At 63.0% G+C, this 25,931-nt stretch carries 28 protein-coding genes and 2 tRNA genes; 16 read left to right on the top strand and 14 right to left on the bottom strand.

Annotation, left to right across the window (positions count from 1 at the left end; all coding sequences use genetic code 11):
* The 6 genes from AC1D3B_RS02075 to AC1D3B_RS02100 form a co-directional block, all read left to right on the top strand.
* A partial coding sequence (locus AC1D3B_RS02075) for an isocitrate/isopropylmalate family dehydrogenase (RefSeq protein WP_478189013.1) occupies window positions 1-385 on the top strand: 385 nt, incomplete at its 5' end.
* A 225-nt stretch (window positions 386-610) separates the two neighbouring features.
* Window positions 611-883, top strand: a complete 273-nt coding sequence (locus AC1D3B_RS02080) for an HU family DNA-binding protein (protein ID WP_007830705.1) — start codon at window positions 611-613, stop codon at window positions 881-883.
* 17 nt (window positions 884-900) lie between these two features.
* Window positions 901-976 (top strand) — tRNA-Val (locus AC1D3B_RS02085).
* Between the two features lie 74 nt (window positions 977-1,050).
* Complete coding sequence (locus AC1D3B_RS02090) at window positions 1,051-2,964, top strand: SurA N-terminal domain-containing protein (RefSeq protein WP_478189014.1); 1,914 nt, start codon at window positions 1,051-1,053, stop codon at window positions 2,962-2,964.
* A gap of 28 nt (window positions 2,965-2,992) precedes the next feature.
* Window positions 2,993-3,068: transfer RNA gene (locus AC1D3B_RS02095), tRNA-His, on the top strand.
* A 118-nt stretch (window positions 3,069-3,186) separates the two neighbouring features.
* Complete coding sequence (locus AC1D3B_RS02100) at window positions 3,187-3,522, top strand: H-NS histone family protein (RefSeq protein WP_478189015.1); 336 nt, start codon at window positions 3,187-3,189, stop codon at window positions 3,520-3,522.
* Between the two features lie 63 nt (window positions 3,523-3,585).
* Here the strand turns inward: AC1D3B_RS02100 and AC1D3B_RS02105 are convergent, their stop codons facing one another.
* Entirely contained in the window at window positions 3,586-4,572 is a 987-nt protein-coding gene (locus AC1D3B_RS02105) for an NADPH:quinone oxidoreductase family protein (protein WP_478189016.1), read from the bottom strand.
* A gap of 123 nt (window positions 4,573-4,695) precedes the next feature.
* Between AC1D3B_RS02105 and surE the strand changes: the two genes are divergently transcribed.
* From surE to rlmD, 5 genes are all read left to right on the top strand, one after another.
* Window positions 4,696-5,460: a 5'/3'-nucleotidase SurE gene (surE, locus tag AC1D3B_RS02110; protein WP_478189017.1), complete on the top strand. Its 765-nt coding sequence runs from the start codon at window positions 4,696-4,698 to the stop codon at window positions 5,458-5,460.
* Window position 5,461: 1 nt separating this feature from the next.
* A complete protein-coding gene (locus tag AC1D3B_RS02115; RefSeq protein WP_478189018.1) occupies window positions 5,462-6,235 on the top strand; it encodes a protein-L-isoaspartate(D-aspartate) O-methyltransferase in 774 nt (257 codons plus the stop codon).
* 11 nt (window positions 6,236-6,246) lie between these two features.
* Window positions 6,247-7,206 (top strand): peptidoglycan DD-metalloendopeptidase family protein, encoded by a 960-nt coding sequence (locus tag AC1D3B_RS02120; RefSeq protein WP_478189019.1) that lies wholly within the window; start codon window positions 6,247-6,249, stop codon window positions 7,204-7,206.
* Between the two features lie 169 nt (window positions 7,207-7,375).
* Window positions 7,376-8,254 (top strand): sigma-70 family RNA polymerase sigma factor, encoded by an 879-nt coding sequence (locus AC1D3B_RS02125; RefSeq protein ID WP_478189618.1) that lies wholly within the window; start codon window positions 7,376-7,378, stop codon window positions 8,252-8,254.
* Between the two features lie 39 nt (window positions 8,255-8,293).
* The gene (gene rlmD / locus AC1D3B_RS02130) at window positions 8,294-9,730 is read left to right on the top strand and encodes a 23S rRNA (uracil(1939)-C(5))-methyltransferase RlmD (RefSeq protein ID WP_478189020.1); all 1,437 of its coding nucleotides are present in this window, start codon (window positions 8,294-8,296) and stop codon (window positions 9,728-9,730) included.
* A 45-nt stretch (window positions 9,731-9,775) separates the two neighbouring features.
* Here rlmD and AC1D3B_RS02135 read toward each other — a convergent pair whose 3' ends face one another.
* Entirely contained in the window at window positions 9,776-10,477 is a 702-nt protein-coding gene (locus AC1D3B_RS02135) for a Bax inhibitor-1/YccA family protein (protein WP_478189021.1), read from the bottom strand.
* Between the two features lie 168 nt (window positions 10,478-10,645).
* Here AC1D3B_RS02135 and AC1D3B_RS02140 point away from each other — a divergent pair, with 168 nt between their 5' ends.
* Window positions 10,646-11,053 (top strand): GlcG/HbpS family heme-binding protein, encoded by a 408-nt coding sequence (locus tag AC1D3B_RS02140; RefSeq protein WP_478189022.1) that lies wholly within the window; start codon window positions 10,646-10,648, stop codon window positions 11,051-11,053.
* A gap of 177 nt (window positions 11,054-11,230) precedes the next feature.
* Here AC1D3B_RS02140 and hemP read toward each other — a convergent pair whose 3' ends face one another.
* The 6 genes from hemP to AC1D3B_RS02170 form a co-directional block, all read right to left on the bottom strand.
* Window positions 11,231-11,443, bottom strand: coding sequence for a hemin uptake protein HemP (gene hemP, locus AC1D3B_RS02145; protein ID WP_478189023.1), 213 nt, complete (start codon window positions 11,441-11,443; stop codon window positions 11,231-11,233).
* A gap of 94 nt (window positions 11,444-11,537) precedes the next feature.
* Complete coding sequence (locus tag AC1D3B_RS02150) at window positions 11,538-11,951, bottom strand: ExbD/TolR family protein (protein WP_478189024.1); 414 nt, start codon at window positions 11,949-11,951, stop codon at window positions 11,538-11,540.
* A gap of 5 nt (window positions 11,952-11,956) precedes the next feature.
* The gene (locus AC1D3B_RS02155; RefSeq protein ID WP_478189025.1) at window positions 11,957-12,673 is read right to left on the bottom strand and encodes a MotA/TolQ/ExbB proton channel family protein; all 717 of its coding nucleotides are present in this window, start codon (window positions 12,671-12,673) and stop codon (window positions 11,957-11,959) included.
* 20 nt (window positions 12,674-12,693) lie between these two features.
* Window positions 12,694-13,389, bottom strand: coding sequence for an energy transducer TonB (locus AC1D3B_RS02160; RefSeq protein WP_478189619.1), 696 nt, complete (start codon window positions 13,387-13,389; stop codon window positions 12,694-12,696).
* 102 nt (window positions 13,390-13,491) lie between these two features.
* Window positions 13,492-13,764 (bottom strand): (2Fe-2S)-binding protein, encoded by a 273-nt coding sequence (locus AC1D3B_RS02165; RefSeq protein ID WP_478189026.1) that lies wholly within the window; start codon window positions 13,762-13,764, stop codon window positions 13,492-13,494.
* A 117-nt stretch (window positions 13,765-13,881) separates the two neighbouring features.
* Complete coding sequence (locus tag AC1D3B_RS02170; RefSeq protein WP_478189027.1) at window positions 13,882-14,562, bottom strand: Fe2+-dependent dioxygenase; 681 nt, start codon at window positions 14,560-14,562, stop codon at window positions 13,882-13,884.
* A 305-nt stretch (window positions 14,563-14,867) separates the two neighbouring features.
* Here AC1D3B_RS02170 and AC1D3B_RS02175 point away from each other — a divergent pair, with 305 nt between their 5' ends.
* Window positions 14,868-15,899, top strand: a complete 1,032-nt coding sequence (locus tag AC1D3B_RS02175; protein ID WP_478189028.1) for an IS110 family RNA-guided transposase — start codon at window positions 14,868-14,870, stop codon at window positions 15,897-15,899.
* Between the two features lie 6 nt (window positions 15,900-15,905).
* Here the strand turns inward: AC1D3B_RS02175 and AC1D3B_RS02180 are convergent, their stop codons facing one another.
* From AC1D3B_RS02180 to bfr, 6 genes are all read right to left on the bottom strand, one after another.
* Entirely contained in the window at window positions 15,906-17,273 is a 1,368-nt protein-coding gene (locus AC1D3B_RS02180) for a sulfite reductase subunit alpha (protein ID WP_478189029.1), read from the bottom strand.
* Window positions 17,270-18,235: an FAD:protein FMN transferase gene (locus AC1D3B_RS02185; protein ID WP_478189620.1), complete on the bottom strand. Its 966-nt coding sequence runs from the start codon at window positions 18,233-18,235 to the stop codon at window positions 17,270-17,272. The genes AC1D3B_RS02180 and AC1D3B_RS02185 overlap by 4 nt, the downstream gene beginning before the upstream one ends.
* 68 nt (window positions 18,236-18,303) lie before the next feature.
* A complete protein-coding gene (locus AC1D3B_RS02190; protein ID WP_478189030.1) occupies window positions 18,304-19,107 on the bottom strand; it encodes a DUF4198 domain-containing protein in 804 nt (267 codons plus the stop codon).
* A gap of 35 nt (window positions 19,108-19,142) precedes the next feature.
* Entirely contained in the window at window positions 19,143-19,667 is a 525-nt protein-coding gene (locus AC1D3B_RS02195; RefSeq protein ID WP_478189031.1) for a DUF2271 domain-containing protein, read from the bottom strand.
* Window positions 19,668-19,685: 18 nt separating this feature from the next.
* Window positions 19,686-20,330, bottom strand: coding sequence for a PepSY-associated TM helix domain-containing protein (locus tag AC1D3B_RS02200; RefSeq protein ID WP_478189032.1), 645 nt, complete (start codon window positions 20,328-20,330; stop codon window positions 19,686-19,688).
* Between the two features lie 197 nt (window positions 20,331-20,527).
* Window positions 20,528-21,004 (bottom strand): bacterioferritin, encoded by a 477-nt coding sequence (gene bfr / locus AC1D3B_RS02205; RefSeq protein WP_478189033.1) that lies wholly within the window; start codon window positions 21,002-21,004, stop codon window positions 20,528-20,530.
* 218 nt (window positions 21,005-21,222) lie between these two features.
* On the opposite strand from bfr, the gene ahpC reads away from it, so the two are divergent.
* From ahpC to AC1D3B_RS02220, 3 genes are all read left to right on the top strand, one after another.
* Window positions 21,223-21,795, top strand: coding sequence for an alkyl hydroperoxide reductase subunit C (gene ahpC, locus AC1D3B_RS02210; protein WP_286568589.1), 573 nt, complete (start codon window positions 21,223-21,225; stop codon window positions 21,793-21,795).
* An 82-nt stretch (window positions 21,796-21,877) separates the two neighbouring features.
* A complete protein-coding gene (ahpF, locus tag AC1D3B_RS02215; protein WP_478189034.1) occupies window positions 21,878-23,455 on the top strand; it encodes an alkyl hydroperoxide reductase subunit F in 1,578 nt (525 codons plus the stop codon).
* Between the two features lie 163 nt (window positions 23,456-23,618).
* Window positions 23,619-25,928, top strand: coding sequence for a TonB-dependent hemoglobin/transferrin/lactoferrin family receptor (locus AC1D3B_RS02220; RefSeq protein ID WP_478189035.1), 2,310 nt, complete (start codon window positions 23,619-23,621; stop codon window positions 25,926-25,928).
* Window positions 25,929-25,931 lie beyond the last annotated feature (3 nt).

Below are 25,931 nucleotides of genomic sequence, written 5' to 3' on the forward strand. Positions count from 1 at the left end.
CAGCCAGCGCCCGGACTTCTTCGACGTGGTGGTGGCGAGCAACCTGTTCGGCGACATCCTGTCGGACCTGGGCCCTGCATGCACCGGCACCATCGGCATCGCGCCCAGCGCCAACCTGAACCCGGAGCGCACCACGCCGTCGCTGTTCGAACCGGTGCACGGCTCCGCGCCGGACATCGCCGGCAAAGGCATCGCCAATCCGATCGGGCAGATCTGGTGCGGCGCCATGATGCTGGAGTTCCTCGGCCACAAGGCCGCGCACGACGCTATCCTGGCGACGATCGAAAAGGTGCTGGCGCCCGGGAGCGGTGCACCGCGCACGCCCGACATCGGCGGGACCGGGAGCACGGTCGACCTGGGCAAGGCCATCGCCGAGGCGCTTTGAATAAAGACTTGTCGAAACGCCACTAAAATCGCGCTCCTCCCTGGTTTCTAGGGGGGAGTGTCGTATTGACACCCCGTAGACCAGTGGTTGTAATCCTTGTCGGCAGTGCGCTGCCGGCGCGTCAGAACTGCCACCCTTTTTCCGCACTTCGCCCCCGTGGCATCGTCACGGGGCTGGCACCGCTTCTGACGACCCTGATCAACAATTTTCCTGCAAGGGGCCCTTGTGAACAAAACCGAACTGATTGAGCACATCGCAAAAAACGCCGACATCTCCAAAGCCGCTGCCACGCGCGCACTCGAATCCACCATCGGCGCCATTCGTACAACGCTCAAGAAGGGCGGCTCCGTTTCGCTCGTCGGCTTCGGAACATTTGCGGTCGGCAAGCGTGCCGCCCGGACGGGCCGGAATCCGCGCACCGGCGACGCGATTAAAATCAAGGCCGCCAAGATCCCGAAGTTCCGTCCCGGCAAGGCGCTAAAAGACGCGCTGAACTGAGATACTGTTTTCCGGTGGGGTGCTTAGCTCAGCTGGTAGAGCGGCGCCCTTACAAGGCGTAGGTCGGGGGTTCGAACCCCTCAGCACCCACCACCCGAAGCAAAGGCGAACAGAGTGTTCGCCTTTTTTGTTGCCGTCCCGCAATCCGTCACAGAGAGTGCCCAAGCATGTTTGACTCCTTCCGCAAGTACAACAAGATCATCATGGTGTTCTTGTTCTTGCTGATCATTCCTTCGTTCGTGCTTTTCGGCGTCGATCGCTATCAGGGAAATGGGCAAGGCGAAAAGGTTGCGCGCGTCGCGGGCACCGACATCACCCGCCCTGAATGGGACGCCCAACACCGCAATGAAGTCGACCGGATTCGTCGGCAGGCGCCGAACATCGAGCCGGCGTTGCTCGACTCGGATGCCGCCCGCTACGCCACGCTGGAGCGCATGGTGCGTGAACGTGTGCTCGCCGCAGCGGCATCGAAATCGAACATGACGGTGTCGGAAGAGCGCCTCGCCCGGCTGTTTGCCGCAGATCCGAGCCTGGCGTCGTTCCGCACTGCCGACGGCAAATTCGATCGCGAGACCTTCATGCGGGCGACGGGTCGCACGCCCGAGCAGTACGAAGCATCCGTTCGTGCGGACCTGGCCACGCAACAGGTGTCTCTGGGCGTTTCGGGCACGACCTTCGCCACGGCGTCGCAGGCTGCTGCGGCACTCAACGCGTTCTATGATCGCCGCGAGATCCAGGTGGCGCTGTTCAAGCCCGCCGACTTCGCCTCGAAGGTCAGCGTCAGTGATGCCGACCTCCAGGCTTTCTACAAGGACCACGCCGCGCAGTTCCAAGTGCCCGAGCAAGCCAGCGTCGAATACCTTGTGCTGGACCTCGAAGCCGCCAAGAAAAACATTTCGGTCAGCGAGGCCGATCTGAGGAGCTACTACGACCAGAACAGCGCGCGTTTCGGCTCCAAGGAAGAACGACGCGCGAGCCACATCCTCATTGCTGCACCGGCGACCGCACCGGCCGCCGAGCGCGAGAAGGCGCGTGCCAAGGCCGAGCAGTTGCTGGCCGAAGTCCGGAAAGCGCCCAACACCTTTGCCGATGTCGCGCGCAAGAACTCGCAGGATCCCGGCTCTGCTGAAAAGGGCGGCGATCTCGACTTCGTCACGCGTGGCGCGATGGTCAAGCCATTCGAGGATGCCATGTTCGCGCTGAAGAAGGGCGAGATCAGCAATGTGGTCGAGACCGAGTTCGGCTACCACATCATCCAGCTCAACGACGTGAAGCCGGCCGTGGTGCCGCCATTCGACAAGGTGCGAGCCACGATCGAGAATGAAGTGCGCGGCCAGCAGGCTACCCAGGAGTTCGCCAAGGCCGCGGAGACCTTCACGGACATCGTCTATCAGCAGCCCGACAGCCTGAAGCCGGCAGCCGAGAAGCTGAAGCTCACGATTCAGACGGCAAGCAACGTCGGACGCACGCCGGCCCCCGGAGTAACCGGCGCCTTGGCCAGCCGTAATTTCCTGAATGCGCTGTTCGCCCCCGACACGCTCGAGCGCAAGCACAACACCGAGGCGATCGAGATCGGCCCGAACCAGCTCGCATCGGGACGCGTGACGCAGTACAACCCTGCGCGTGCGCTGCCCTTCGAAGAGGTCAAGGACAAGGTTCGCACGCTGCTCGTTGCCGAACGTGCTGCAGCGCTTGCGAAGTCCGAGGGGGAAGCCAAGCTGGCGGCCTGGCAAGCGAACCCGACGGGAGCGGCTTTCGGGGCGCCCGTCACGGTGTCCCGCCTGGAGACGCAATCGCAGCCGCCCGCCATCATCGAAGGTGCACTGCGTGCCGATACCAGCAAGCTTCCGACGCTCATCGGAACGGATCTTGGCGCGCAGGGTTTTGCCGTCGTGCGCGTCATCAAGTCGGTACCCCGGACGCCGCCCGCAGCCGAAGTGGCCAAGCAGGAAAACGAACAGTTCGCCCAGGCCGTGGGCGCCGCCGAGAACGCTGCGTACTACGACCTGCTGAAGAATCGCTTCAAGGCTGAAATTTTGGTGCCAAAGCCCGCAGACCCGATGCCGGGCGTCGAACGCTAGTTTTTTCACGCTACAATTGCAGGCTGCGGTGGCTGTAGCTCAGCTGGTAGAGTCCCAGATTGTGATTCTGGTCGTCGTGGGTTCGAGTCCCATCAGCCACCCCAACTTCTTTGACAAAAAGCGCCGACCCAATGGTCGGCGCTTTTTTTTGTGACTCGTCACCCTTGCGGCAATTGTGTTCTGAATTAGAATTTTCGCTTTCTAATTCGAGGATTAGCACCGATGGCCTCCCTTGCCGACATCAATTCCCAGATCAAGAAGCACGACGAGCAGATTGCGCAATTGCGCAAGCAGGCCGAAGAGCTCAGGAATCAGGAGCGCGCTGGAGTGATCGAGGAACTGCGCAAGAAGATTGCCGAATACGGTTTGACCGCGGCTGATCTCAAGCTCACTGCAAGGGTGGGCAAGCGCGCTGCAGGGGTTGTGGCAATCAAGGGCGCCGCAAAGTATCGCAGCCCCACCGGTGAAACCTGGTCGGGTGGCCGCGGTCGCAAGCCGCGCTGGATCACTGAGGCGCTCGCCGCCGGTAAATCACTGTCGGACTTCGAGATCAAGTAGGCCACCCGTCCTCGAAAGCAAAAAGCCCGCGCATGCGGGCTTTTTCGTGGGCGACGGAACAGTTCAGTTGACCATCACCAACTTGCCCTTGACGCCGCGCGAACCCATGTGGGCGTAGGCAGCCTTGAGTTCCGCCATCGGCATGGTGCGGTCGATGACAGGCTTGATCTTGCCCTGGCCGTACCACTGCGCCAATTCGGCCATCATCTGTGCGTTGGCCTTGGGTTCCCGCTTCGCAAAATCGCCCCAGAAGACTCCGACCAGCGAGGCGCCTTTGAGCAGCGTCAAATTCAATGGCAGCGAAGGAATCGGCCCCGCGGCGAAACCGACCACCAGATAACGGCCGCGCCAGCCGATCGAACGGAAGGCCGGTTCGGCAAATTCACCGCCTACGGGGTCGTAAATGACGTCCGGCCCTTTGCCATCGGTCGCCGCTTTGATCGCGTCGCGAAAGCCATTGGGCAACGCGTGCGTGGTGTAGTTGATCGTGACGTCCGCGCCGATCGATTTGCAAAGCTCGCATTTTTCGTCGGTCGATGCGGCCGCAATGACTTTGGCACCCGCGGCTTTTGCAATCTGAATCGCTGCGGTGCCGACGCCCCCTGCGGCGCCGAGCACCAACACCGTTTCACCGGCCTTCAATTGAGCGCGATCCATCAATGCGTGCCATGAAGTCGCATAAATCATGATGAAGGCGGCTGCGTCGACATGGCCGAAGCCCTCTGGCAATGGCATGCAAAGCGCCGCAGGTGCCAGCGTATGGGTTCCGAAGCCTCCGGTGCCGGACAGGCACGCAACGTTCTGCCCTACCTTGAGATGCGTGACGCCTTCCCCGATAGCGCTGATCACGCCTGCGTATTCCGAACCCGGAACGAAAGGCAGCGGCGGCTTGATCTGGTACTTGTTCTGCACGATCAGCAGGTCGGGAAAATTCAGGCTCGCCGCCTTGATTTCGATCAGCACCTGTCCGGGGCCGGGTGCCGGCGTTGGAAGTTCCTTCCACGTGAGTGCGTCGACGCCTGTGGGGTTCTCGCAGAGCCATGCGTGCATGCTCGTGTCTCCTATAAATGAGTCTGGGGCCATGAATGCGGGCCATGATAGGCGTGGCGCGATGCCCGCGTTGTCCCAGCCGTGACGCACCGCCGCCTACAATCGCGCGCACTGACAGATGCCATGAAGATACTTATTTCGAACGACGACGGTTTCCAGGCTCCGGGCATCGTCGCATTGCACGACGCACTGAAGGAAATAGCGGAAGTCGAAGTGGTCGCGCCCGAGCACAACAACAGCGCGAAGTCGAACGCGCTCACGCTCGCCGCGCCGCTGTACGTCCATACGGCGCACAACGGTTTCCGCTACGTCACCGGAACGCCCGCCGATTGCGTGCACATCGCGTTGAAGGGCTTGCTGGACTATCGGCCCGACTTGGTCGTGTCCGGCATCAACAACGGCGCCAACATGGGCGACGACACCATCTATTCAGGCACCGTCGGCGCGGCGATGGAGGCCTACCTGTTCGGCATACCGGCCATCGCCTTCTCGCAGATCGAGAAGGGCTGGGCTCATGTCGATGCGGCAGCACGTGCAGCGCGGCGCCTGGTTGAGCAGATCGAGCGCGAGCAGATGCTGGGCGGCAACGCGTTCCTGTTGAACGTCAACGTGCCGAATCGTCCCTTCGAAGAACTGAAGTCGGTCCAGGTTTGCAGGCTGGGCCGTCGCCATGCCGCGGAGAAGGTCATCACGCAGGACAGCCCGCGCGGCGAGACCATGTACTGGATCGCCGGAGCAGGCGGTGCGAAGGACAGTGGCGAAGGGACCGACTTCCATGCGACCGCAGCCGGCCACATCGCACTGACCCCGCTGCAGATCGACCTGACGGATCATGCCAATCTGGGCCAGTGGCGCGACACGGTGGCTCGCCTCGGCGAGCGCTCCTGAGATGGCAAGTCAACGGCCAGGTTTTCCCGTGCGGCTGACGCCCACGGCTTCCGCGGCGACGCGTGGACGTCTCCCTGCGGTGCCCGCGAAACCGACCGTACACAGCACGCCTTCGATGGCTTCGGATGCGGTGCGTGCCCGAATGGTCCAACGATTGGCCGCTCAAGGCATTGTCGATGCACGCGTGCTGCGCGCAATGGGCACGGTGGGGCGGCATCTGTTCGTCGACAGTGCCCTTGTCAATCAGGCGTACGAGGACACCAGCCTGCCGATCGGATTGGGGCAGACCATTTCCAAGCCCAACGTGGTGGCTCGCATGATCGAGTTGCTGCTCGGCGCGCCCGCACTGACGGGGAAGCCGGGCGATCGTCTGGGCCGCGTGCTGGAGATCGGTACCGGGTGCGGCTATCAGGCCGCGGTACTCAGCCACATCGCAGCCGAGGTGTACAGCATCGAGCGTTTGCGCGGGCTGCATGAACGCGCGCGCGCAAACCTCCGTCCGTTCAGATTGGCGACGGTTCACTTGCTGCTCGGCGACGGGATGGTCGGCTATCCGAAAGGGGCGCCTTACGCCGGAATCATCGCTGCGGCGGGTGGCGAGGCGGTGCCCGAGGCATGGGTCGCACAACTGGCAATGGGCGGACGAATCGTCGCGCCAACGCAATCTGCAACGGGCGGACAAGCCCTCGTCGTCATTGACAAAACCGCACGCGGCGTCGAGCGCCGCATTCTTGAGGCGGTCCACTTTGTCCCCCTAAAATCGGGAATTGCTTGAAGGAAGAACACATGCAGGGAATTGGCAATCGGGGCTGGCTTGCCGGCATGACGCTGGTGGTTTCGCTCGTGGTTGCGGGTTGTGGTGCACCATCCGGTCAGGTGCCTGTCGAGGATCGCGGCACCACGCCTCGTCCACCAGCTGTGGGCACGAACGGCGCCGCTGTTCCAGGCGTCCCGCCGATCACCACCGATGCCAATGGCAAGCCCCTGCCGGGCATCGAGAACTATGGCAAGCCCGGCTACTACGCGGTGCGTCCGGGCGACACCATTCGTCGCATCGGCACCGAAACGGGCCAGAGCTGGCAGAACATCGCACGCTGGAACAATCTCGACAATCCTGACCTCATCGAAGTTGGGCAGGTCCTTCGCGTGATTCCACCCGTGGGTGGCACGGCCGCAACTTCGACACCCTCGAGCGCGGAATCATCCGGTGTCGTCACCCGACCTGTGACGCAACCGATCGTCGCGCCTGCGACCGCAGCTTCGGCGGCGGCGGCAGCGGCAGCAACCTCGCCTGCGGCCGCTGCAAATTCGGCAACCAAGCCGCCAGCACCGGTCACGGCATCGCCCACGCCGCCCGCTGCCGCGGCTTCGGGGGACGAAGACGTGGGCTGGATCTGGCCTGCGCAGGGGTCGCTGATCGCGGGCTTTGACGAAGCCAAGAACAAGGGGCTCGACATCAGTGGCAAGGCGGGCGATTCGGTGCTCGCTGCAGCGGACGGTCGCGTCGTCTATGCAGGCGCGGGTCTGCGTGGCTACGGCAATCTCATCATCCTGAAGCACAACAACACCTACCTGACTGCCTACGCCCACAACCGTACGCTGCTCGTCAAGGAGGACCAGTCCGTGCAGAAGGGGCAGAAGATTGCCGAGATGGGCAACAGCGACGCGGACCGAGTCAAGCTGCACTTCGAGATCCGCCGTCAGGGCAAGCCGGTCGATCCGGCGCGATACCTGCCAGCGCGCTAGCGTCATGACCGCCTCTCGCCTTCATCGCACTCCGGTCGTGCGACGAGTGGCGGGCAACGGCGGCGCATCCACCTTCAACGCAGCGCGGACTTCGGAGTCCTCGATCCCGGTGCGGGTTGCGGTGGACCGGGTCGCCGGCGAAGAGACCGTCGAGAATTCTCGCGATGCGATGCCGGCCGATCTGGCCGGTAGCGACGGCGGCGATTCGTTGACGATCTACCTGCGCGAGATCCGACGCACCCGACTGTTCACGCCCGAAGAAGAGTATCGAACGGCCTGTGCTGCGCGCAATGGCGATTTCGCGGCGAGGCAATCCATGATCGAGCACAACCTGCGGCTCGTCGTCAACATTGCCAAGTCGTACCTCGGGCGCGGCGTGCCGATGGCGGATCTGATCGAGGAGGGCAACCTCGGCCTCATGCACGCGATCAACAAGTTCGAACCCGAGCGAGGGTTCCGCTTTTCGACCTATGCGACCTGGTGGATCCGGCAATCGATCGAACGTGCCGCCATGATGCAGGCGCGTGCCATTCGCTTGCCTGTGCATGTCGTGCGTGAACTGCAGCAGGTGATGCGCGCACGTCGGGCGCTGGAGGGAGATCCTGAATTCGTTGCCCGCCGGCCCGACGGCGTGCGTGTCGAAGACGTCGCCGCGCTGCTCGGCAGGGAGGTGCAGGAAGTGGCGGACCTGATGGCGCTCGCCGAAGCGCCGCGCTCGCTCGACGCGAGCGGCGATCGTGGCGACGAAAGCTTCACGTTGGCGGATACCGTGGCATCGGATGATGAAGGCGGGGACCCTACCGGCGTTACGCAGACCCACGAAGTCGAGAAACTGCTCGATCAATGGATCCTGGTGCTGACCGAGCGCGAGCGCGAAGTGCTCGAAGGGCGCTACGGCTTGCACGACCGCGATCCGGAGACGCTGGAGGTGTTGAGTGTGCGACTGGGACTGACGCGAGAGCGCGTGCGGCAGATCCAGAACGAGGCACTTGCCAAGATGCGGCGGCAACTTGCGCGCGCCGGCGTGCAGCGCGACGCGCTCCTCTAGTTCGGAGGGTGCGTGCTTGCGGCCTGAGACAATCCAAGCATGACGGAACCGAAAGAGAAGAAGGAAGCGCAGCGCCCCCACGATGAATGGCTGCAGGTCGAGTCGCTCGACCTCGACGCACAAGGCGTCGCACACAGGGCCGACGGCATGGTGGTGTTCATCGAAGGCGCATTGCCCTTCGAGGAGGTGCAATTCAACGTGCACCGCAAGAAGAACAATTGGGAGCAGGGAACGGTGACCACGATCGCCCGCGAGTCCTCGCAGCGCGTGCGGCCGGGCTGCCCTCACTTCGGCTTGCACGCTGGTGCATGCGGGGGATGCAAGATGCAGCACCTCGATGCGGCTGCGCAGGTCGCGGTGAAGCAGCGATCGCTCGAGGACAACCTCTGGCATCTCGGCAAGGTGAAACCTGAGAACCTGCTGCGGCCGCTGGAAGGGCCTGCGTGGCACTACCGCTATCGTGCGCGCCTGTCGGTGCGCCACGTGGTGAAGAAGGGTACGGTCCTCATCGGATTCCACGAGCGGAAGAGCCGCTATCTGGCGGACATGAAAGTCTGTCCGGTCTTGCCGGCTCAGGTCAGCGAGATGCTGCTGCCCTTGCGCGAGCTCATCGGTTCGATGGATGCGCGTGAGACTTGCCCGCAGATCGAACTGGCTTGCGGGGATTCGCCGGACGGCACCGGGCGGCTGGGCGTGATTGCGCTGGTGTTGCGACATCTGGAGCCGCTGTCTGGTGCCGACGTGACTCGGCTCAAGGCGTTTGCATCCCGAAACGAGGGCGTCCAGTGGTGGCTGCAATCAAAGGGCCCCGAGACGGTCAAGCTGCTGGAAGAGGGAGGAGAGCCGCTGGCGTACGGACTGCCCGAGTTCGGCGTCGCGATGCCCTTCAAGCCGACCGATTTCACGCAGGTCAACCCGCATATCAATCGTGTACTGGTCGGTCGCGCCTTGCGGCTGCTCGATGTGCAATCGCACGAACGTGTGATCGACTGGTTCTGCGGACTGGGCAATTTCACGTTGCCGCTGGCGAGTCGGGCCCGCGAAGTCCTGGGGATCGAGGGGAGCGACACGCTGGTTGCGCGCGCCACGGACAACTTCGAACGCAATCGTCCCGCAGTTCCCGGGCGGCGCGCCCTCGCCGCGACGAGTTTCGTCGCGCGAAATCTGTTCGAAATGACCCCGGCGATGCTCGTGGCAGACGGCGCCGCCGAAAAGTGGCTCGTCGATCCGCCACGCGAAGGCGCATTTGCGCTCGCCAAGGCGCTCGCGGACCTGCACCAGCAGGTCGAGTTGCACCGGGGTGGCTGGGCGCCGCCGAAGCGGATCGTCTATGTGAGTTGCAACCCCTCGACGCTTGCGCGCGACGCGGGCCTGCTCGTGCATCAGGCAGGCTATCGATGCACTTTCGCGGGCGTGGTCAACATGTTCCCCCACACTGCGCACGTCGAATCGATTGCGGTATTTGAACTGGCATGAAAAAGGGCCCCGCGGGGCCCTTTGCGACGAGATCGGAAAGCCTTTTCAGTCGCGCTCGCCCCCAAAGATGCCGAGCAGGGCCAGCAGGCTCTGGAAGACGTTGAAGAGATCGAGGTACAGCGCCAACGTCGCGCTGATGTAGTTGGTCTCGCCGCCGTCCATGATCTGCTTCAGGTCATACAGCATGAAGGCCGAGAAGATGCCGATCGCGGCGACGGAAATCGCCATCATCCCCGCGCTGGAGCCCACGAAGACGTTGATGATCGCGCCGATCATGAGGACCATGGCACCCACGAAGAGCCACTTGCCCATGCCGGACAGGTCGCGCTTGATCACCGTTGCCAGGGAGGCCATGACGAAGAACACACCGGCAGTGCCGCCGAACGCGGTCATGATGAGTTCCGAGCCGTTCTTGAAGCCCAGCACCATCGCGATCAGACGCGACAGCATCAGGCCCATGAAGAAGGTGAAGCCCAGCAGAACTGGTACGCCGGCTGCCGAGTTCTTCGTCTTCTCGATCGCGAACATGAAGCCGAATGCACCGCCCATGAACACGATGAGGCCGAAGCCGCCGGTGAGGGAGCGGGTGATACCGGTCGCGACGCCCAGCCAGGCGCCCAGGACGGTCGGCAGCAGGCTCAGGGCGAGCAGCCAGTAGGTGTTGCGCAGGACGCGCTGACGCTCGGCCTGCGGTAGCGTCTGGCCGTAGCCGACGGATGTGTCGAGGGTGTTGACGCGGTCGTTCATTGCTGAAGCTCCAGGTGTTTGCTGCAACACTGCAGTTGGGACGCATTCTAGGTCGCTGCAAGTGGCGGCGATCGGAAAGACCTGTGTTCGGATATTCCTACCGTCAATATGGGTTCTGGCGCACCAAACGCTATGCTTATGGGTTTACGAAACTTTCCTCTGTAGCCCATGAAGACCAAGTCATTCCTCGAACTCGCCGACGTCAAGGCCATCGCCGCCGCGGCCGAAGCCGAGGCCCTCAAGAACAACTGGGCGGTCACCATCGCCATTGCTGACGACGCCGGCAACCTGCTGTGGCTGCAACGCCTGGATGGCGCGGCAGCGCTTTCGTCCCACATTGCACCTGCCAAGGCTCATACAGCCGCGATGGGACGACGCGAAAGCAAAACCTATGAAGACATGATCAACAGCGGTCGTACCTCCTTCCTGACGGCGCCCGGCGTGGAGGGCTTGCTCGAGGGCGGCGTGCCGATCGTCAAGGACGGCCACGTGATCGGCGCCGTCGGCGTGAGCGGCGTCAAGTCGAACGAGGATGCGCAGATCGCAAAGGCCGGCATCTCGGCGATCGGACTCTGAGCACGATCCGCACAAAGCAAAAACGCCGACTTCAAGTCGGCGTTTTTTGTTGGGGGGTCAAGGTGGAAAAAGAGCTTGGCTAGTCGGCGAACCGTTGGCTAGCAAAAAACGACCCTTCAGAGATGAATCTCCTCGAGTCGCCCCACGATGAAACTTGCGCGAGGGGCGGGCTGAACCTTATTTGGTCAGGATCAGCTTGCCGAGTTTGGTGGCTTGCAGTCGATAGAGCGAACCGTTGTGCAGGATGCCGACAGTCTTGCTGCCCTTGAGAAGCTCGGTGCTTTCGAGCAAGGGCGCTGGACGGGTCGCGTCGCTGGCGACGCGGCCACCGCCCGAATGATCGAGCGAAGGATGGCTCAAGACAGTGAAGGCGTTGGGCGTGGCTTGCATCTGAAATCCCCTTATCGAAGCGACGATCAAATGATAATGATTCTCAATAAAAAGTCAATCGCCGCGATCGAAATCTTTGACTTGCGAACGCGGCCTACTTGGCGTCCGGCTCGGTGATGAAGCCGATCTTGCGAACACCGGCCTCACGTGCTGCCGACATGGCCTGAGCGACGCGTTCGTAGCGCACCGCCTTGTCGCCACGAATATGAAGCTCCGGCTGCGGATCCTTGGCGGCTTCTGCGGCAAGCCTCGATCTCAGGTCGGCATCTTCGATCTTCTGCTCGTTCCAGTAATAGCTGCCGTCGGCGGTCACCGTGAACAGGATGTTCCGCGGCTTGGTCTGCTCCGGCTCGCTGCTGGCGCGAGGAAGATCAATGTTCACCGCGTGCTTCATCACGGGCACCGTGATGATGAAGATGATGAGAAGCACCAGCATGACGTCGACAAGCGGCGTCATGTTGATTTCGTTCATCACCTCATCGGGTTCGTCCTGGGTACCGAAGGCCATGATGCTCAGCCCTTCTTTAGCGGAACGACGGTGGCTTCGACGCTACCGCTTTGAACGCGTGCGCCCGTCACGAAGTAGGCGTGCAGATCATGGGCAAAGCTGTTGAGCTTGGTCAGCACGAACTTGTTGCCGCGCACGAGTGCGTTGTAGCCCAGCACTGCCGGAATAGCGACCGCGAGGCCCAGTGCGGTCATGATGAGTGCTTCGCCGATGGGACCGGCAACCTTGTCGATCGTCGCCTGGCCTGCGGTTCCGATGCTCATCAGCGCGTGATAGATACCCCAAACCGTACCGAAGAGCCCAATGAACGGGGCAGTCGAACCCACCGACGCCAAAACAGCGAGACCGGTCTGCAGGCGGGCTGTGAACTCGTCGATCCCGTTGCGCAAGGCGCGCGTAATCCAGTCGCTGACGTCGAGTGCGTCGTGCAGATGGGCCTTGGTATTGCGATGGTGGGCCGCCGCTTCGCGACCTTCGAGGGCCAGTGCTCGAAACGGATTGCTGTCGTCCTTGCCCAGTTTGTTAAGCGCAGTTGCAAAGTCCTCGCTGTGCCAGAAGTCCTGCGAGTGCTTTGCCAGGCGCTTGTACCTGACGACATCAAGTGCCTTGATCAGGATGACTATCCAAGATGCGAGCGACATGCCTATCAAGAGCAGTGCAACGGCCTTGGTGACGAAGTCGCCCTGATGCCATACGTTCATCAGGCCAAATTGGGAATCCATACGAAGCTACTCCAGAGAAACTAGTTGAGAACCCAGTTGATTGGTACGTTGAACTCCATCTGTTCAACGACCCCATTGCGCTTTCCAGGCACAAAGCGCCAGTTCAAGACGGCCATCCGTGCAGCCTCGTCCAGCCTTTCATAGCCGCTGGACGTGAGAATGTTCGCGCGCTTGGGAAGGCCATCCACACCGATCAGGACACGCAGGACCGTCTTACCTTGCTCGCCGAGGCGCTTGCTCATGGCGGGGTAGACCGGTTTGGGGTTCTGAAGATAGTCAGCATTGCTGGACGGCAGCTGTATTGACGGTGGCGCCGGCGGCGCGGGTGGTGGCGCTGGCGGTTCAGGCGGCGCCGGCGGCGCTATCGGCGCCGGTGGAGGAGGCGGCTCGATGCTGCCCGTCGGCGCATTGGGCGCAGGCGTCGGCTTGGGCTCGCGAATCGCCTGTGGACGCGGCGGAGGCGGCGTCTTGGTGATCTGGCGCTTGGGTTCCGGTGGAGGCGGAGGAGGGGGGGGCGGCTCGATGGGCTTGGGCGGCTCGATGAACTCACTCAGGATCTCGACCGGGATGACCACCTCGGCCGCGCGCCGCAAAAGCCCGCTTTGAAGCGCCCAGAGCGCCGCGACGTGAAAGAGGACCACGCTGCCGGCTATGACGGCGTTGCGCGAGAGGCCGAGGACCGTGGGAGGGGGCGGGGAAAAGCGGCTAGACACGATCAACCATTCGAGTGCGGGCTCCGTCGAAGGTGCCCGGATGCAGCAGAACCGCTATCAACAACTACTTGCGAAAAATCCACCAGACTGAACTGGCGACGAAGATCAGGCTACCGCCGAGGGTCGCGAAGAGTTCCATGCGTTGCTTTCCTTGATGGAATTGGCAAGCTGGATCGCCACTGGCCCCGTTTCGCGATGGAGCGCTGCGACCGGATGCGACATGCTGCACTGCGCCACGACATCGCGCGCGCAACCTTCGCATTGGCCGCACTGGGTGGCCACGCCGAGTTCAAACTGCACTTCGTCGAAAGTCATGCCGGCGCGCACGTGGCGGGCGATTTCTCGGTCAGAGACTCGGCGACATACGCAAACGATCATGGCGGTGGGAGCGGCTCTTGGCTGGCTGATTTGTGAAGGCTCGATTATAAATACGAATTCTTCGCATTTGCAATATCTATCGGCTATTGAAATCGTCCCCGATTGGCGGCCCGCTTGTCAGATCTCGGACCACATCCGCAGGAGGTTGTGATATTGACCGGTGAGTGCGATCGATTCCTCGCACTCACCGAGGCGACCACGCAACTTCTGGATCACCTGATCCAGTTCGAACAGCATGGAACGCTGCTGGTCGCTGCGCACCATGCTCTGCAGCCAGAAGAATGAGCAGACGCGCGCTCCCCCCGTTACCGGATGGACTCGATGCAAGCTGCTGGACGGATAGAGGATCAGGTCGCCCGCCGGCAACTTGACCTCGTGCGCGCCGTACGTGTCGACCACTTCGAGTTCGCCGCCTTCGTAATCTTCCGGATCGCAAAGGAAGAGCGTGCACGACAGGTCGGTGCGCAACTGCTCGCCGCCTCCTGGTACCGAGCGTACCGAGCCGTCGACGTGCAGGCCGTAGTGCTCGCCGCCTTCGTAGCGATTGAACAGCGGCGGTACGAAGCGCAACGGCAGCGCGGCCGAGAAGAACAGGGAACTGCGAGCCAACGCTCCGAGGATCGCCTTGCCCAGTTCGCGGCCGACCGCAGAGTGCTCCGGCAACTGCCGGTTGCGCTTCACCTTGGCGCCCTGGTCGCCAACGGTTTCGCGCCCGTCCACCCAGTCGGCGGCGTCCAGACCGGCGCGTATCTCGCGCACTTGTTCTGCGTTCAGGACTTCGGGAACATGAAGCATCATCTTGCGGTTTCCTCAGGGAAAGGGCCTCAGCGCGGTTCAGCACTCGAGTGTCGCACCCCAGGGATGCGACGGGTTTCAGGGCGTTCGTCATTCTTGTTGCCCTGACGGTCCTGCTTGTAGGATGGATTTGGGCGCTGCTGACGAGGTCGGCTTCTTCTTGGTGCGACAAGCCCGTTCAATAGTTGGACCCGCAGTCCTGCGAGCACCCCGGAATGTGGCAGAGGGCGGCGACGCCCCGAAGCACGCTTAGTAGAGTTCGATGACGAGGACTGCCTTCGGCGCCCATCAACCGTCAGGAGGTTCTCATGCAAGTGCTTTACCCGCGCTGTGCGGGCCTGGACGTGCACAAGGACACCATCGTGGCCTGCGTGCGATGCGTCTCGCCGCCCATGCATCAGGAGGTGCGCAGCTTCGGCACCACGACTGCCCAGTTGCTCGAACTGGCCGATTGGCTGGCCGAGCACGACTGCACCCACGTGGCGATGGAGGCCACCGGCGTGTACTGGAAGCCGGTGTGGCACGTGCTGGAGGCCGAGTTCGAGTTGGTGCTGGCCAATGCGGCGCACATTCGCAACGTCCCCGGGCGCAAGACCGACGTCAACGACGCGATGTGGATTGCCGATCTGCTCGCGCACGGCTTGATCCGCTCCAGCTTCGTGCCGCCGCAGGCCATCCAGCAGTTGCGCGACCTCACCCGCACCCGCAAGCAACTCGTGCGGGAGGTTTCCCAGCACTCGCTGCGCATCCAGAAGGTGCTGGAGGACGCCAACCTCAAGCTCGGCAGCGTCCTGTCGGATGTACTGGGCAAGAGCGGGCGCGCGATGCTCGATGCCATCGTGGGTGGCGAGAGCGACCCGGCACGACTGGCTGCGCTGGCCCAGGGCACGGCGCGCAACAAGAGCGCCGAGTTGCGCGAGGCGCTGCGCGGGCGTATCACCGAGCACCATCGCACGATGCTGCGGCTGCACCTGCAGGTGATCGATGCCCTGCAGCGCACGCTGGGCGAACTGGATGCGGCCGTGGGAAAAGCGCTGGCGCCGATCCGGCAGCGCGCCCGCTTGCTGACGACGATGCCGGGGATCTCTGATCTGACGGCCAGCGTCGTGGTGGCGGAGATCGGCGTGGACATGTCGCGCTTCCCCAGTGCCGGCCATCTGATCTCGTGGGCCGGACTGTGTCCGCGCAGCGATGAGAGCGCTGGCAAGCGCCGCTCCACCCGCGTGCGCAAGAGCGGCAAACACTTCGACCGCCAGGATCGAACCAAAACCATCCGCCGCTTGATCAAGCGCCTTCAAGATCTCGGCTGCGAGCTGCCTGTGGTGGCTCATACGGGTTAGCGCTTCTTAGTAGACGTCGCGGCGGTACCTTCCGCTGGAGACGAGGTCGCTCATGGAGGTGTCGCCCACGATCTGGCGCAGCGCGGCATCGACACCGCTCGCCATGCCCTGGAGGCTCCCGCAGACGTAGACCGCCGCGCCGCGCATGATCCAGCGGCGCACCTCCTCATGCAACTGCAGCAGACGGTGCTGCACATACAGTCGCTCCGCCTGATCGCGCGAAAACACCATGTCGACCCGCTGCAGCACGCCGTTGCGCCGCCAATCGTCGATTTCGTTGCGGCAGATGAAGTCATGTCGTTCGTTGCGCTCGCCGAACACGAGCCAATTGTCGTGCTGGCCCAAGGCCGCACGAGTGCGCAGGTGGCTGCGAAGACCGGCCAAGCCGGTCCCGTTGCCGATGAGGAGCAAGGGTCGGCGAGCGTTGTCGCCAAGTCGGAAATTGCGATGCGGTCGCAGGCGCAACGAAATCGTGGCGCCCAAGCTCAGCGTGGAAGTCAGCAGGCCCGAGGCTGCACCGAGGCTGCCGTCCGGACGCCGCTCCTGGCGCACGAGCAGATGCAATTCGCCGTCCGCTGGAATGGATGCGATCGAGTAGTCGCGTGGTCGTCCCGGATCGCTCTGCAGCGTCACTTGGGCGATATCGCCGGACTCCCACGCCGGTGCCGGCCCGGTCGTCGATGGCGAGAAGGCCAGAAGATAGACAGCCGCGCCGGCGCTGCCATCGTTGAGCAGGCGCCGCGAGGCGAGTCGCCATGAGGTGACCATACCGCCCGTCGCCTCCGCCTCCGTGGCGTCCGGGTTGCCGCCACATTGCGCCTGCCAGGCGGCCAGCTTGGACGGGTCCGTGTTGTCGACCTCGATGCGTTCGAAGGCGCGCGTCGCCCCGGCTGCTTGGAGCCATTCGTCGAGCTGGCGTCCGAATCGGCAGAAGTTGGCGTACTGCCGATCGCCCAGCGCCAGCACCGCGTAGCGCAAGGAGGACAACTCGACCCTGGCACTCATCACGCGCTCCGCGAACACGCTCGCGCCATCAGGCGCATCGCCTTCTCCATAGGTGCTGGCGATGAACAAGGCCTGCGGTGCACTGCGAAGCACATCCGTGTCGACGTCATTGAGTGACAACACCCGAGCTGCCGTGCCGGCATCGTGCAGCCAGCGACCGGTCTGCCACGCGAGAGCCTCGGCCTGTCCAGTCTGGCTGGCGAACAGCACCAGCGTGGCGTCTGCCGGCCGGCTGCCAGCCAGGGCCGCCGCTTGGCGAGCGGTGGCTTCGCGCAGTCGGCGTTGCTGCCAGTAGATGGCGGTGCACATCGCGATGTAGGCGAGCACGGTCAGGCTCGCGGCCAGCGCTCGCAAGGCCGGGTCGGTCATGTTGCGAGGACGGCATGGGGCCAGGCAGGGCTGCTGAGCAGGGTTGGACCGCCGGCGTTGCGAGAGACGAACAGGGCTGCGATGCCGTGATGTCGGGCAAACGCCTCGCCCTCCTGAGGACCGAGCACCGTCAGCACCGTGGCGAGCGCGTCGGCCTGCATGCAAGACCGGTGCAGCACCGTCACCGAGGCCAGTTCATGATTGCTTGGCGTTCCGGTGCGTGGATCGAGAGTGTGCGACCAACGCCTGCCCTGGTGCTCGCGCACATGCCAGCGATCGCCGGAGGTGGCGACGGCCATGTCGGCAAGCGGCACTGGCAGGGTCAGCCCGTGAAATGCTTCGACGGCCACTTGCCAAGGACCGCCGCCCGGTCGACGCCCGACAGCCAGCAGTTCACCGCCGACCTCCACCAGGAAATCAGACAGGCCAACACTTCGCAGTGCGTCGGCGGCATGGTCTACCGCGAAGCCCTTGGCGATGCCCGACAGGTCGAGCGCGACGCCGCCGGGTTGCACCACGCTGCGCGTGCTTGCGTCGAGCGCCAGGCGCTGCCAGCCAACCAAGTCAAGCGCTCGCGCCAGGGCAGCCGGGCTCGGCGGCGCTGGCGATGCATCTGCATGGGCACCGAAACCCCAGAGCGCGACCAGCGTGCCGATGCTCGGGTCGATGGCGCCGCCGCTGGCTGCGGCCCAACCGAGGGCGCAAGCCAGAACTTCGTTGAACTCGGGTTCGAGCGTGTGCCGACTACCGGCTTCAGAGCGGTTGAAGCGGCTGATGGCCGAATCGCGCTCCCAGGTGCTCATCTGCGAAACGACGCGATCGAGCGCGTCTTGCACGCTGGCGCGCACCTCTTCGAGTGCGACCATGCGTGGGTTGTCAAAGCGCAGCGACCACCTCGTTCCCATGATGCGGCCAGCCAGGGACTGCAGCGTCGGCGGGTCGGCACGACGCGGCCGCGGCATGTTGGCATAACCGCCCGCCCGCCATGTCGCGAACGATGGCCGCTGCACGGCCGGATCTTGGTTGGGACTCAGGGCATCACTTCCAACGTTGCGGCATAGCTCAGACGCCGTTCCTTGGCCTTCGAGACCGAAGTCTTCTGGTCGGTCGTATTGACGTCGAGCCAGTACATGCCGGCTTCCGGCCACGTCACGCCGAACTGGCCCTTGGCGTCGGTCTTGATCTTGACCTCGTCGAGCTTGTCGCGATAACGCGTGTTGCCCAGCGTGACCGTGACCTCGAGATCCTTGGCCGGCTGGCCGTCGAGATGCAGCGTGAAGCTCGACTTTTCGCCCTTGACGAGATCGGTCGGATTGGCCGAGATCAGTTCGAGGCCCTTGCCGACGGGACGCAATGCGGTGGGCTTGCCGACGGTGATGAAGGTCTCGTTGCGGCCCGCGGATTGCGTGATCTCGACCTCCTGCGCATCGGACGGGATCTGGCCCGCGATGGTCTCGGGCGTACCGCGTGCCCGCTTGGTCTGTCCGGTGGCCTTGTCCTTCCAGCGTGCGAAGACGCCATCGTTGATGAGCGCCACACGGTATGTGCCGGGCTGCATGAGATTCAGGTCGAACACACTGCGCAGCTTGCCCTTGAACATGTTCTCGGGCTTGACCGTGCCTCCGTCGGGCGCCGTGACGGTCAGGCTGTCAAGATTCAACGGGTTGTGATTGAAGAAGAACAGGTCGTTCGACACTGCGGCATCGACCGTGACCCAGTCGGCCTTCGACAGCACGGTGCTCGACGGCATGAGCCATGCGTTGTGCGCCTGGACGGCGGCAGTCGCGGCGGAGAGAGCGAGACCGAGGGCAATGGCGCGAAGTGAGAGCTTCATGATGGTATGTCCGATGAAGGAAATGAAAGACGGACTCAGGGCTTGAGTTCGAGCGTGATTTCGCCGAGTTCGCTGTTGCCGGCGACACGTGACTGGTCGGCTTTCGCCGGCGGCCACTGGAACGGGATGCTTACGATCTCGCGGCCGCCAACTTCCCGTGCGGCCTCGACGTACAGCTTGTAGGCGCCGGGCGCCAGCTTGGTCAGCGCGACTGAATCTTCGGAGAGGGCGATCTGGTGTTTGCCGGCCGGTCGCGTGGCGCTGCTCACGCCGTCGATGGGCATCTCCAGTTCGCGGCCGGTCCGCCGCCACCACTGGCGAATGTCCTTCAGCCACTTGGTGCCTTCGCCCTCGGCATTTCCGCCCTTGTTCTTGACGTCGTACCAGACCGCCAGTGTGCTGGCCACCGACTGGTCGGGCCGCTCGATCCATGCCGCCACGTACGGTCGGTGGTACTCGGCCACGTTGAGCCGAGGCACTTCGACGTTGACGGTGAGCCCCGCCGCAAAGGCTGGTGCGCCGAACAGCGCGGCGAGCGCGAGGGAATAGCGAACTTGCACGAATACCTCTTTCCTGGATCAGTGGATGAACAGCAGCGCGAGCAGCATCGGAATGACCAGACCCATCCCGACCATCGGCCAGGTGAAGGGCCGGTTTCCGGCATGCATCTTGAGAATGAAGAGCCCCGTGACGGAGAACACCAGCGTCGCGGCGGCGAAGATATCGATGAACCAGCTCCAGGCCGCGCCGCTGTTGCGGCCTTTGTGCAGGTCGTTGAAGTAGGAGAGCCATCCGCGATCGGTGCGTTCGTACTCGGCCTCGCCGTCGGTGAGGTTGAGGCGGAGCCAAGCGTCGCCGCCGGGGCGGGGGAGGGACAGGTAGATCTCGTCGTCCGACCACTCGGCCTCGCGACCCGCGGTGTTGATGGACCAGTGCTGCTCGATCCAGCCCTGCAGTTCGGCTGGCAGTTCAGCCTTGCCCTTTTGTGCTTTGGCTGAAGGCACCTGTTTCAGCAGCGCCGCGCGCAGGGCTTCATCGACTGTTGCGGTCCGGCTGGTGACCTTGGGCTTGGCTTCGATGCTGGCCGCGTGGTTGAGCGTGAAGCCGGTGATGCCGAACAACAGCAGGCCGATCAGGCAGAGTGCCGAACTCACCCAGTGCCATTCGTGGAGGGTCTTGAGCCAGTAGGCGCGGCGGCGATTATCGGCAGGGGCGGCGTTCATTGCAGCCGACTATTCTAGCCCTACGAATGAGAATGAATGTCATTTGCGTGCCGATCTAGTTCAGACAGCGACGGAATGAGGTGTGCCCACATGCCGTGTCACAGCTGGGCTCGGCGCTCTTGAATCGATAGCAGTGAAGTTTCGTAAAGGCGAAAAAAAGCGGGGTCGAACCCCGCTAGCCAGTGCGTGCCAGGCGCCTATTCGATCTCGCCCATTTGCGACTGCAGGTAGTTCTGCAAGCCGACCTTGCCGACGAGGTCGATCTGCGTCTCAAGGAAGTCGATGTGCTCTTCCGTATCGTCGAGGATTTCCTGCAGCAGGTCACGAGAGACGTAGTCGCGGACCGATTCGCAATGCGCGATGCCCGCCTTGATGGTGGCTTGAGCGCCAGTTTCCGACTTGAGATCGCATTCCAGAATCTCTGGCACGTCCTCGCCGACGTTGAGCTTGGCCAGATCCTGAAGGTTGGGCAGGCCATCCAGCATGAAGATCCGGTCCATGAGCTTGTCGGCATGCTTCATCTCGCCGATGGATTCCTCGTATTCCTTTTTGGCCAGCTTGTCCAATCCCCAGTGTTTGAGCATCCTGTAGTGGAGGAAGTACTGGTTGATGGCGGTGAGCTCGTTCTTGAGTTGCGCCTGCAGATGGTCGATGACTTGTGGGTCGCCCTTCATGATTTTTCCTTGTTCTTAAAGGGTTGATTGTGAGAGCCCCGAGTGGGCTGTTGCAAGTAAACCCATGCTTCAGCGCTCTGCATGCGTGTGAGGCTGATAGGTGTTCGTATTCATAGGGGTGTGCAATGCTTTTCATAGCGTTCAACTATGACTGATGGCGGATTGGTAGTTATACTGATGACTCGCTTTTTTTCATCAGCCCTCCAAGGAACCCAAACATGTCCCTGATCAATACCGAAATCATCCCGTTCAAGGCCACCGCGTATCACAACGGCAAGTTTGTGCCGGTGAGCAACGAGAGCTTCAAGGGCAAGTGGTCCGTCGTGGTGTTCTACCCGGCCGACTTCACCTTCGTGTGCCCGACCGAACTGGGCGATTTGGCGGATCACTACGCCGAGTTCCAAAAGCTGGGCGTCGAGGTTTATGGCGTGTCGACCGACACCCACTTCACCCATAAGGCCTGGCACGACACCTCCGACACCATCGGCAAGGTGAAGTACCCGCTGATCGGCGACCCGAGCCAGCAGTTGGCCCGTGCTTTCCAGGTTCTGATCGAAGAAGGTGAAGACGCCGGTCTCGCCTACCGAGGCACCTTCGTGATCGATCCCGAAGGCAAGATCAAGACCATCGAAGTGCACGACAACGGCATTGGCCGTGACGCCGCCGAACTGCTGCGCCGCGTGAAGGCTGCCCAGTACGTGGCTGCCCACCCGGGCGAAGTCTGCCCCGCCAAGTGGACCGAAGGCGCTGAAACGCTGAAGCCTTCATTCGACCTGGTCGGCAAGATCTAAACCGCCTCGTTCGCGCCACAGCCCGGGCGCCTTCGCACCCGGGCTTTTTTGTTTCCATCGCATTGAAGAAGAGAGTTTCACCATGCTCGACGCCGGCACCAAATCGCAACTCAAAAGCTACCTCGACCGCATCACGCAACCGGTCGAGATCGTTGCTTCGCTCGACGACAGCAAGGCATCGAGCGATCTGCAATCGCTGCTTAAGGATGTGGCCGAATCGTCGCCGCTGGTCAAGGTCGCCGAAAGCCGTGACGACAACAACCGCAAGCCCTCGTTCTCGATCAACCGTCCGAGCGAGAACCATGGTCCGCGCTTCGCGGGCCTGCCGATGGGCCATGAGTTCACCTCGCTCGTGCTGGCGCTGCTGCAGGTCGGTGGCTATCCGCCGAAGGTCGACGACGTCGTGCTCCAGCAGATTCGCGCACTCGACGGGGACTTCGAGTTCGAGATCTACATCTCGCTGACCTGCCACAACTGCCCCGACGTCGTTCAGGCCCTGAACCTGATGGCGGTCCAGAACCCGCGCATCAAGACCACCATGATCGATGGCTCGCTGTTCCAGGACGAGGTCAAGGAGCGCCAGATCATGGCGGTGCCGACCGTGTTCCTCAATGGCACCGAATTCGGGCAAGGGCGCATGAGCCTCGAAGAAATCCTCGCCAAGATCGACACCAGCGGCGTCGAGCGCGAGGCAAAGAAGATTGCCGCCAAGGATCCGTTCGACGTGCTGATAGTCGGTGGCGGGCCCGCTGGTGCTGCGGCTGCCGTGTATGCGGCGCGCAAGGGCATTCGCACGGGCGTCGCGTCGGAGCGCTTCGGCGGCCAGGTGCTTGACACCATGGGCATCGAGAACTTCATCTCGATCCGCGAAACCGAAGGCCCCAAGTTCGCGCTCGCGCTCGAGGAACACGTGCGCGACTACGACGTCGACATCATGAACCTGCAGCGCGCAGCGGCCCTGGTGCCGGGCGACGACTACATCGAGATCAAGCTGGAGAGCGGCGCTTCGTTGAAGAGTCGCTCGGTCGTGATCTCGACCGGTGCGCGTTGGCGCAACATCAACGTGCCCGGTGAGCACGAGTACAAGAACAAGGGCGTGGCCTATTGCCCGCACTGCGACGGGCCGCTGTTCAAGGGCAAGCGCGTGGCGGTGATCGGGGGCGGCAATTCCGGGGTGGAAGCGGCCATCGATCTGGCCGGCATCGTGGGCCATGTCACGCTCATCGAGTTCGACACGCAACTGCGCGCCGATGCGGTGCTTCAGCGCAAGCTGCACAGCATGTCGAACGTGAAGGTTGTCACCAACGCGCAGACCACCGAGATCACGGGCGACAGCCAAAAGGTCAATGGGCTGGTCTACAAGGACCGCGCGAGCGGCGAGAGCCGCACTGTGCCGCTTGAAGGCGTCTTCATCCAGATTGGCTTGGTGCCCAACACCGACTGGCTAAAGGGCGCGGTCGAGTTGTCGAAGCATGGCGAGATCGTGGTCGATGCCAAGGGCCAGACCTCGGTGCCCGGCGTTTTCGCTGCGGGCGATGCGACGACCGTACCGTTCAAGCAGATCATCATCGCGGCCGGCGACGGCGCGAAGGCGGCGTTGAGCGCTTTCGACCATCTGATTCGCACTTCGGCCCCGGCAGAAGAGGCGGTCGCTGCCTGATCAGGTTGTTCGCCGCGGCCGCCTTTTGGCGGGCGACCTCGGCAGCACTTCTTCGGAGTTATTCCGGATTTTTCCAGGGCAGATCCATCCGAATCGACCCTGGAAAAAGAATGACATTCGGTTACCAATAAGAACTACTCTCGTATAGTACGGGCCGGGCACTTTGCCCTTCCCCGCCAGCAAGATCGAGGTGCGCCAGCGCGGCGCACGGTCCAGCAAGCAGCTTCTCAAATCGCTGTTCCTGGACCTCTACGTGTCACGCTCAACCGTTTTCTCGCATCGAATTCCACTTCTTCCCTGGCTGATTGCCTCCGGCTTCAGCACCCTCGCATCGGCCCAGGAGGCCGGCCCCGTCCGGATCGGATCCCTTGGGGAAATCGTCGTGAGCGGCACGCGCTCCGAACAGAGCAGGGACGATATCCCCGCCACCGTCGAGGTGATTAACCGGGAGCAGATCGAGTTCGAGCAGATCAACAACATTCGCGACATCGCTCGCGACATTCCGAACGTGTCGGTGCGGCGCGCGCCCGCACGATTCGGCCTCGCGACCGGCAGCACCGGTCGGGATGGCGACGCCGGCTTCAACATCCGCGGGCTGGACGGCAACCGCGTTCTGTTGATGACCGACGGCATCCGCATTCCCCGCAGCTACGTCTTCAGCGCCAATGCCTTTGGGCGCAATTACTTCGATCTCGGCCTGATCGAGCGCATCGAGATCATCAAGGGACCGGCGTCCGCGCTCTACGGTTCCGACGGATTGGGCGGCCTGGTCAACTTCATCACCCGGCAGCCTGACACCTTCCTCGCAGACGGCAAGACCTTTGGCGGCAGTGCGAACGTCGGCTACAGCGGTGACGACAACGGCTGGCAGGGCGGCGTCACGCTCGCGGGCAAGGCCAGCGACACGGTGAGCTGGCTGATCTCGGCCAACGGCAGCCGCACGCACGAGGTGGAGAACATGGGCACCAACTACGCCCTCAATTCCGACCGCACAGCACCCAACCCCGAGCTCAGCAACACCCAGTCGCTGCTCGCCAAGCTGATCGTGAGGCCGAATGCCGACCTGACCCACAACCTCACCTTCGAGCACGTCGGGAAGTCGACCGGCTACGACCTGCTGTCTGGCGTCTCGAAGCCGCCGTTCACCTCGACCTCGGTAATCGCCCTTGGCGCCCTGACCGATCAGCAGCGCGACCGTCTCACCTGGGATGGCCGTCTGCGCGTGAACTCTGCATTGGCCGACAGCCTGCTCGGCTACATCAGCTATCAAAAGGCGGATTCGCGCGAGCAGGCGTGGGAAAACCGCTACACCACTGCCGACCGTACGCGCGACGTCAACTACAGCGAGAACACTTGGCAAGCCGGCCTGCAGGCCGACAAGACGCTGCGCATCTCCGGCGACTGGTCGCAGCGCATCACCTACGGCATCGACTACGCGAAAATGCAGGTCGAGAACCTCCAGACCGGACTGGTGCCGCCTGCCGGAGAGGTCTATCCTCTCAAGCGCTTTCCGGACACGACCGAGAAGACCGCAGCCTTCTACGTCCAGGACGAATTCATCCACGACCAATGGAGCATCACGCCCGGTGTGCGCTTCGACCATTTCGACATCGATGCGGATCAGGCTGGTTTCACGCCCCGCGCAGTATCGCTGTCCGACTCTGCGGTGTCGCCCAAGCTGGGGGTTCTGTTTCGCGCGACCCCGCAGTGGACCCTCTACGGCAACTACGCCGCAGGCTTCAAGGCGCCCAACGCGTTCCAGGTCAACAACTTCTTCGAGAACGTGTTGTCGGGCTACCGGACCATCCCGAACCCCGACCTCAAGCCGGAGACCAGCCAGAACTTCGAGCTTGGAACGCGCGGCCGTGTCGGCATCCTGAACTTCGAGGCGGCCGTGTTCACCGGCACCTACGACGACCTGATCGAGAACGATCGCCAAGTCAGCGGGGTCTTCGGCTCGCGCACCAATCCGGCAACCTTCCAGTCGGTCAATATCGGTCGCGCGCGCATCGACGGCTTCGAGTTCCAGGGCGAACTCGACTGGACCAACCAGGGCACAGGCTTCTCAGTGCCTTTCGCGTACGGCCGAACCAACGGAGAGGACCGCACGGCCAACCGACCGCTGAACTCCATCGATCCGGAGAAGTTCATGGTCGCGCTCAAGTACCAGGCACCGACGTGGAGCGTGCGTCTCGACGCCGTTCACCATGCAGCCAAGAAACGCAACGACGTCGATCCGGCCGAAGTTACCACCGGCGTTCAGTTCCTCACGCCGTCGGCCACGACCCTGGACCTGAACGCGCAGTGGCGCATCCGCCGCGACCTGCGCCTGAACGTCGCGTTGATCAACCTGACCGACAAGAAGTACTGGATGTGGAGCGACGTGCGCGGCCTCGCCGCCAACTCGCCCATCGTCGATGCCTACACACAGCCCGGCCGTCACTTCAATGTGTCTCTCGTGGCCGATTTCTGACCC

Source organism: Variovorax sp. P5_A3, assembly GCF_056400665.1.

What these genes read in the sequence shown, in the direction of transcription:
- AC1D3B_RS02090 (WP_478189014.1), top strand. Translation starts at nt 1,051, where the DNA reads ATGTTTGACTCCTTCCGCAAGTACAACAAGATCATCATGGTGTTCTTG.
- AC1D3B_RS02100 (WP_478189015.1), top strand. Translation starts at nt 3,187, where the DNA reads ATGGCCTCCCTTGCCGACATCAATTCCCAGATCAAGAAGCACGACGAG.
- AC1D3B_RS02105 (WP_478189016.1), bottom strand. Translation starts at nt 4,572, where the DNA reads ATGCACGCATGGCTCTGCGAGAACCCCACAGGCGTCGACGCACTCACG.
- surE (WP_478189017.1), top strand. Translation starts at nt 4,696, where the DNA reads ATGAAGATACTTATTTCGAACGACGACGGTTTCCAGGCTCCGGGCATC.
- AC1D3B_RS02115 (WP_478189018.1), top strand. Translation starts at nt 5,462, where the DNA reads ATGGCAAGTCAACGGCCAGGTTTTCCCGTGCGGCTGACGCCCACGGCT.
- AC1D3B_RS02120 (WP_478189019.1), top strand. Translation starts at nt 6,247, where the DNA reads ATGCAGGGAATTGGCAATCGGGGCTGGCTTGCCGGCATGACGCTGGTG.
- AC1D3B_RS02125 (WP_478189618.1), top strand. Translation starts at nt 7,376, where the DNA reads ATGCCGGCCGATCTGGCCGGTAGCGACGGCGGCGATTCGTTGACGATC.
- rlmD (WP_478189020.1), top strand. Translation starts at nt 8,294, where the DNA reads ATGACGGAACCGAAAGAGAAGAAGGAAGCGCAGCGCCCCCACGATGAA.
- AC1D3B_RS02135 (WP_478189021.1), bottom strand. Translation starts at nt 10,477, where the DNA reads ATGAACGACCGCGTCAACACCCTCGACACATCCGTCGGCTACGGCCAG.
- AC1D3B_RS02140 (WP_478189022.1), top strand. Translation starts at nt 10,646, where the DNA reads ATGAAGACCAAGTCATTCCTCGAACTCGCCGACGTCAAGGCCATCGCC.
- hemP (WP_478189023.1), bottom strand. Translation starts at nt 11,443, where the DNA reads ATGCAAGCCACGCCCAACGCCTTCACTGTCTTGAGCCATCCTTCGCTC.
- AC1D3B_RS02150 (WP_478189024.1), bottom strand. Translation starts at nt 11,951, where the DNA reads ATGGCCTTCGGTACCCAGGACGAACCCGATGAGGTGATGAACGAAATC.
- AC1D3B_RS02155 (WP_478189025.1), bottom strand. Translation starts at nt 12,673, where the DNA reads ATGGATTCCCAATTTGGCCTGATGAACGTATGGCATCAGGGCGACTTC.
- AC1D3B_RS02165 (WP_478189026.1), bottom strand. Translation starts at nt 13,764, where the DNA reads ATGATCGTTTGCGTATGTCGCCGAGTCTCTGACCGAGAAATCGCCCGC.
- AC1D3B_RS02170 (WP_478189027.1), bottom strand. Translation starts at nt 14,562, where the DNA reads ATGATGCTTCATGTTCCCGAAGTCCTGAACGCAGAACAAGTGCGCGAG.
- AC1D3B_RS02175 (WP_478189028.1), top strand. Translation starts at nt 14,868, where the DNA reads ATGCAAGTGCTTTACCCGCGCTGTGCGGGCCTGGACGTGCACAAGGAC.
- AC1D3B_RS02180 (WP_478189029.1), bottom strand. Translation starts at nt 17,273, where the DNA reads ATGACCGACCCGGCCTTGCGAGCGCTGGCCGCGAGCCTGACCGTGCTC.
- AC1D3B_RS02185 (WP_478189620.1), bottom strand. Translation starts at nt 18,235, where the DNA reads ATGCCGCGGCCGCGTCGTGCCGACCCGCCGACGCTGCAGTCCCTGGCT.
- AC1D3B_RS02190 (WP_478189030.1), bottom strand. Translation starts at nt 19,107, where the DNA reads ATGAAGCTCTCACTTCGCGCCATTGCCCTCGGTCTCGCTCTCTCCGCC.
- AC1D3B_RS02200 (WP_478189032.1), bottom strand. Translation starts at nt 20,330, where the DNA reads ATGAACGCCGCCCCTGCCGATAATCGCCGCCGCGCCTACTGGCTCAAG.
- bfr (WP_478189033.1), bottom strand. Translation starts at nt 21,004, where the DNA reads ATGAAGGGCGACCCACAAGTCATCGACCATCTGCAGGCGCAACTCAAG.
- ahpC (WP_286568589.1), top strand. Translation starts at nt 21,223, where the DNA reads ATGTCCCTGATCAATACCGAAATCATCCCGTTCAAGGCCACCGCGTAT.
- ahpF (WP_478189034.1), top strand. Translation starts at nt 21,878, where the DNA reads ATGCTCGACGCCGGCACCAAATCGCAACTCAAAAGCTACCTCGACCGC.